We start from the raw sequence: 6,088 nt of genomic DNA, 5'->3' as shown, positions 1-6,088 counted from the left end.
ATCCTCCAGCCGCCGAAGTCGTAGCCGACCGACACCCTGGGGTGGATGGAATGCGTACGGATGTTTCTGAAATAATCGCTTACCGTGCTTATTTTGTTTTTGCCTGTACCGGTTGGTTTCGGATAATCGTGGGTAATGCGTTCGGCGGCGTAGGCTAAATCCGCCTGCACATACGGGCCGCGGCCATTGCCTTCACTTGCCGCCTGCGCTGCGGAAGAGAAGAGAAGAGAAGAGAAGAGAAGAGAAGAGAAGAGAAGAGAAGAGAAGAGAAGAGAAGAGAAGGTTTTTTGCGGGCTGGATTCATTTTCGGCTCCTTATATCGGTTTGACCGGTTAAAAAAAGATTTTCACTGATGTTGAAGGGCGGATTATATCGGGTTCCGGGCGGTGTTTCAATACATAGCACCGCGCCTGCTGCGCGTTTTATGCGTTTGGCGCGTTCGGCGGCGGGAAATTTGCCTGCTTTTCCCGCGTCGGGCGGGCGGAACGGGCGGCACACTGTCTATAAACCGCAATACCGTTTACAATGACCGCCTGTTTCACCACATACCCGAACGCAACAATGTTTCAACACACGGGACGGCACATCAAGCACCGCCCTATGTGTCGTCCTGATTTGGAAGGGGTTGCACCCCTCCCGAATAAAGTCTGATCCTGCCGCCCCGAAGGACGGATGTCCGAGTGGCGGGGTTTCAACCGAAAAGGAAATACAATGAAAATCAGGCCGGGGCGGCACAACGCGCCCGACTTTCCGCACGGGGCCGCCGTAACCATAGGCAATTTCGACGGCGTGCACCTCGGACACAAACACATCCTCCAAAAACTCCGCCTCGAAGCCGACGCACGCGGATTACCCGTCGTGGCCGTCGTTTTCGAACCCCAACCCAAAGAATTTTTCGCACTCCGTACCGGCAAAACCCCGCCGTGCCGTATCAGCCCCCTGCGTACCAAACTCGGGCTGCTCGAAAAAACCGGTTGCGTCGATGCCGCCTGGGTTTTGCGTTTCGACCGGCATTTTTCCGAAATATCCGCGCAAGCATTTATCGACCGCCTGCTGCGTCAAACTTTGAATACGCGCTATTTGCTCGTCGGCGACGATTTCCGTTTCGGGGCGGGGCGGGAAGGCTGTTTTGAACTTTTGGCACAACAGCCCGATATGCAAACCGAGCGCACGCCTTCCGTCATCGTCGAAGACATCCGCACCAGCAGCACAGCCGTCCGCCAAGCCCTTTCAGACGGCAACCTTGCCTATGCGAAAAAACTTTTGGGACACGACTATGTTTTGGGGGGCAGGGTGGTGCACGGCAGAAAACTCGGACGCACCTTAAACGCCCCGACCGCCAATATCCGCCTGCCCGGCCACCGTTATGCACTCGGCGGCGTGTTCGTCGTCGAGGCGGACGGCGCATTCGGCACGCGGCGCGGCGTGGCGAGCTTCGGCTTCAATCCCACCGTTGATGGCGGCTGTTCTCAAAAGCTTGAAGTCCACCTGTTCGACTTTCAAGGCGATTTGTACGGACAACGGTTGAACGTCCGCTTCCTGCACAAACTGCGCGACGAGGAAAAGTTTGACGGTATGGAAGAACTGAAAAGGCGGATTGAAGCCGATATGGAAGCCGCAAAGTGTTGGTAGAAAAACCTTATACAAACCATCCGATTGGGCTACAATCAGCCTTTTAACTGTTCAGACGGCACAGGGGTTTCCCGTTGTGAAATACTGTTTGAGGCGCAATGCCGTCTGAAACCGAAATATTGTAACAATAGAGATTAAAAAATGACCGATTACAGTAAAACCGTCAACCTGCTCGAAAGCCCGTTTCCGATGCGCGGCAATCTTGCCAAGCGCGAGCCTGCGTGGCTGAAAAGCTGGTACGAGCAAAAACGTTACCAAAAACTGCGCGAAATCGCCAAAGACCGTCCGAAATTCATCCTGCACGACGGCCCGCCGTATGCCAACGGCGACATCCATATCGGTCATGCCGTCAATAAAATCCTTAAAGACATCATTATCCGCAGCAAAACCCAAGCCGGTTTTGACGCGCCTTATGTACCGGGTTGGGACTGCCACGGCCTGCCCATCGAAGTGATGGTGGAAAAACTGCACGGCAAAGATATGCCTAAAGCCCGTTTCCGCGAATTGTGCCGCGAATATGCCGCCGAACAGATTGCCCGTCAGAAAAAAGACTTTATCCGCTTGGGCGTGTTGGGCGATTGGGACAATCCTTACTTGACCATGGATTTCAAAACCGAAGCCGATACCGTGCGTATGCTCGGCGAAATCTACAAATCCGGCTATCTCTACCGGGGCGCGAAACCGGTTCAGTTTTGCTTGGATTGCGGATCTTCGCTGGCGGAAGCGGAAGTGGAATACAAAGACAAAGTATCGCCTGCGATTGACGTTGCCTATCCGTTTAAAGACACTGCCGCGCTTGCCGCCGCATTCGGCTTGGCAGGTATCGAAGGCAAAGCGTTTGCCGTCATTTGGACGACCACGCCTTGGACTCTGCCTGCGAGCCAGGCCGTGTCTGCCGGCGCGGACGTGGTGTATCAATTAATCGATACGCCCAAAGGCAAATTGGTGCTGGCGAAAGATTTGGCGGAAGGCGCTTTGAAACGCTACGGCTTTTCAGACGGCATCGCCATCCTTGCCGAAACCACCGGCGACAAGCTGGAAAACCTGCACATGAATCATCCGTTCCTCGAACGCGATATTCCCATGCTCAACGGCGAACACGTTACCACCGATGCCGGTACCGGCTTGGTGCATACTGCGCCTGCGCACGGTTTGGAAGACTACGCCGTCTGCAATAAATACGGCATCGAGCTTTACAACCCTGTCAACGCCGAAGGCAAATACATAAGCGAAACGCCTCGTGTCGCAGGCATGAGCGTTTGGGAGGCGAATCCCGTCATCCTGCAATGGCCGGAAGAAACCGGCAACCTCTTGGCAAGCAGCAAAATCGAACACAGCTACGCCCACTGCTGGCGCCACAAAACCCCGCTGATTTACCGAGCGACAGGTCAGTGGTTTGTCGGCATGGACAAAGCCGGCAGCGACGGTAAAACCCTGCGCGACAAAGCCATCAAAGCCGTGGACGACACCGAATTCTTCCCGCCATGGGGTCGTGCGCGTTTGGAATCCATGATTGAAGGCCGTCCTGACTGGGTGGTTTCACGCCAACGCTATTGGGGCACGCCGATGACTTTCTTTGTTCACAAAGAAACGGGCGAGCTGCATCCGAACTCTGCCGAACTTTTGGAAAAAGTCGCGCAACGCATCGAAGAAAAAGGCATCGAGGCTTGGTTCTCCCTCGATAAAAGCGAATTATTAAGCGCGGAAGATTGCGAACATTACGACAAACTCCCCGATACCATGGACGTATGGTTCGACTCAGGCTCGACGCATTATTCCGTTGTAAAACAACGCGAAGAATTGGAATGGCCGGCTGACTTGTACCTCGAAGGCAGCGACCAACACCGCGGCTGGTTCCAATCCTCTATGCTGACCGGTTGCGCCTCATCCATGGGACGCGCACCGTATAAACAGCTGCTGACCCACGGTTTCGTGGTTGACCAAAACGGCCGCAAAATGTCGAAATCCATCGGCAACGTCGTCGCGCCGCAAGAAGTCTATAACGAATTCGGCGCGGACATCCTGCGCCTGTGGGCGGCATCCACCGATTACAGCGGCGAATTGGCGATTTCCAAAGAAATCCTCAAACGCGTTACCGAAAGCTACCGCCGCATCCGCAATACCTTGAGCTTCCTGTTTGCCAACTTGAGCGATTTCAACCCGATTGAAGATGCCGTGCAACAGGCGGATATGGTGGAAATCGACCGCTACGCCCTGGTATTGGCGCGGCGGCTGCAAGAGCGTTTGGCAGGCGGTTACTATCCGCGCTATGCCTTCCACTTCGCCGTGAAAGACATTGTTTCTTTCTGCTCGGAAGACTTGGGCGCGTTCTACCTCGACATCCTGAAAGACCGCCTCTACACCACCAAAGCCGACAGCCGCGCCCGCCGCAGCGCGCAAACCGCCCTGTACCACATCACGCGCAGCCTGGTTCTCTTGATTGCACCGATTTTGTGCTTCACCGGCGAAGAAGCGTGGGACATCATCGGCGGCGGCGAAGAAGACAGCGTCCTCTTCCATACTTGGCACGAGTTCCCGGCCATCAACGAAAAAGCCGAAGCCGAACTGGTGAAAAAATGGACGGCAATCCGCGAAGCGCGCGAAGCAGTAACCGCCGCCATCGAGCCTTTGCGCGCCGACAAAACCGTCGGTTCGTCCTTGCAGGCGGAAGCCGAAATCACCGCGCCGGAAGAAATGGCCGGCTATCTGAATGCTTTGGGCGAAGAATTGCGCTTTGCCCTGCTGGTGTCTAAAGCAGAAGTGAAAGTCGGTGATGAACTTGCCGTTGCCGCCAAAGCCGGCGACGGCGAAAAATGCGAACGCTGCTGGCACTACACCCGCGATGTGGGCGCGGTTGCAGGTTATGAAACCGTCTGCAAACGCTGTGCGGAGAATGTCGGCGGAGAAGGCGAAACGCGCCATTACGCCTGATAAAGTTTGAGCAAATGCCGTCTGAAACCGCCAAACAGTATTTCAGACGGCATTTTTTGTGCCGCGATTTGTCTTCATAATGGCGGAGGGGTTTCGAGATTGCGGTGTTGTCGGGAATGACGGTTCAGTTGCTACGGTTACTGTCAGGTTTCGGTTATGTTGGAATTTCGGGAAACTTATGAATTGTCATTCCCGCGAAAGTGGGAATCCAGGACTCAAAATCTCAAGAAACCGTTTTGCCCGATAAGTTCCTGCACTGACAGATCTAGATTCCCGCCTGCGCGGGAATGACGGGTTTCGAGATTACGGTGTTGTCGGGGATGACGGTTCGGGTATTTTACTGCGCCCGCCCCGCGCCTGTAAACGGCGAGCGCATCAAAAATGCCGTCTGAAGGTTCAGACGGCATCGGTGTCGGGGAATCAGCGGGCCGTAGCAACCGAACCGTCATTCCCACGGAAGTGGGAATCTAGGACGCGGGGTTTCAGTCATTTCCGATAGATTCCCGCCGCGTCGGGGGTCCGGATTCCCGCCTGCGCGGGAATGGCGGGTTTCGAGATTACGGTGTTGTCGGGGATGACGGTTCGGGTATTTTACTGCGCCCGCCCCGCGCCTGTAAACGGCGGGCGATTAAAAATGCCGTCTGAAGGTTCAGACGGCATCGGTATCGGGGAATCAGAAGCGGTAGCGCACGCCCAATGAGGCTTCGTGGGTTTTGAAGCGGGTGTTTTCCAGGCGTCCCCAGTTGTGGTAGCGGTAGCCGGCGTCCAGGGTCAGCTTGGGCGTGATGTCGATGCCTACGCCTGCCACTGCGCCGAAGCCCAAGCTGCTGATGCTGCGGCTTTCGTGATGGGGAAGTTTGCTGATCGTAGTTTCTGGGATAACACCTCCCTTTGGAGCGCCTCCCGTTGGTACAGTGAAAACAGTCGTGGTTTCTTTTTCCATTGAATGAACCTGATGTCTGACGTGTCCGTAGGCGACGCGTGCGCCGATATAGGGTTTGAATTTGTCGTTGAGTTTGAAATCGTAAACGGCGGACAAGCCGAGCGAGGAGGCGGCGTGGAACGTACCGTTTTCCTGATTTTCCGTCTTCAGGTCTTTCCTGTTGCCCCGGTTTTTTTCCAACTCTTTTGTGTTGACGGAATATTTATTGTCGTTCCACTTTCTGTAACGGGCATAATCTGCCGCTATCCTCCAGCTGCCGAAATCGTAGCCGACCGACACCCGGGGGTGGATGGAATGCGTACGGATGTTTCTGAAATAATCGCTTACCGTGCTTATTTTGTTTTTGTTTGTATCGGTTGGTTCCGGATAATCGTGGGTAATGCGTTCGGCGGCGTAGGCTAAATCCGCCTGCACATACGGGCCGCGCCCATTGCCTTCACTTGCCGCCTGCGCTGCGGAAGGGAAGAGAAGAGAAGAGAAGAGAAGAGAAGAGAAGAGAAGAGAAGAGAAGAGAAGAGAAGAGAAGGTTTTTTGCGGGCTGGATTCATTTTCGGCTCCTTATTCGGTTTAACCGGTTAAAAA

General features: G+C 54.7%; 4 protein-coding genes and 1 pseudogene. 3 read left to right on the top strand and 2 right to left on the bottom strand.

Features of this window, described 5'->3' with window-relative positions; all coding sequences use genetic code 11:
• A pseudogene (locus DFR77_RS14275) lies at nucleotides 1-304 on the bottom strand (opacity family porin); the annotation flags it as partial.
• A gap of 407 nt (nucleotides 305-711) precedes the next feature.
• Here DFR77_RS14275 and ribF point away from each other — a divergent pair.
• The 3 genes from ribF to DFR77_RS13520 all read left to right on the top strand — a co-directional run bounded on the left by ribF (nucleotide 712) and on the right by DFR77_RS13520 (nucleotide 5,263).
• Nucleotides 712-1,632 carry a bifunctional riboflavin kinase/FAD synthetase gene (ribF, locus tag DFR77_RS12100; RefSeq protein ID WP_113852148.1) on the top strand — a complete coding sequence of 307 codons (921 nt, stop codon included), beginning with the start codon at nucleotides 712-714 and terminating at the stop codon, nucleotides 1,630-1,632.
• Between the two features lie 141 nt (nucleotides 1,633-1,773).
• Complete coding sequence (ileS, locus tag DFR77_RS12095) at nucleotides 1,774-4,563, top strand: isoleucine--tRNA ligase (RefSeq protein WP_113852147.1); 2,790 nt, start codon at nucleotides 1,774-1,776, stop codon at nucleotides 4,561-4,563.
• A gap of 541 nt (nucleotides 4,564-5,104) precedes the next feature.
• Nucleotides 5,105-5,263 (top strand): hypothetical protein, encoded by a 159-nt coding sequence (locus tag DFR77_RS13520; protein WP_170123234.1) that lies wholly within the window; start codon nucleotides 5,105-5,107, stop codon nucleotides 5,261-5,263.
• Here the strand turns inward: DFR77_RS13520 and DFR77_RS12085 are convergent.
• Complete coding sequence (locus DFR77_RS12085; RefSeq protein WP_113852146.1) at nucleotides 5,237-5,920, bottom strand: opacity family porin; 684 nt, start codon at nucleotides 5,918-5,920, stop codon at nucleotides 5,237-5,239. The two genes, DFR77_RS13520 and DFR77_RS12085, sit on opposite strands and share 27 nt — an antisense overlap.
• Between the last annotated feature and the right edge of the window lie 168 nt (nucleotides 5,921-6,088).

The sequence above is a fragment of the Neisseria gonorrhoeae genome (assembly GCF_003315235.1).
Lineage (GTDB): Bacteria > Pseudomonadota > Gammaproteobacteria > Burkholderiales > Neisseriaceae > Neisseria > Neisseria gonorrhoeae.
The sequence above is the reverse complement of the archived record's forward strand: the minus strand, read 5'-3'. Positions and strand labels throughout refer to the sequence as shown.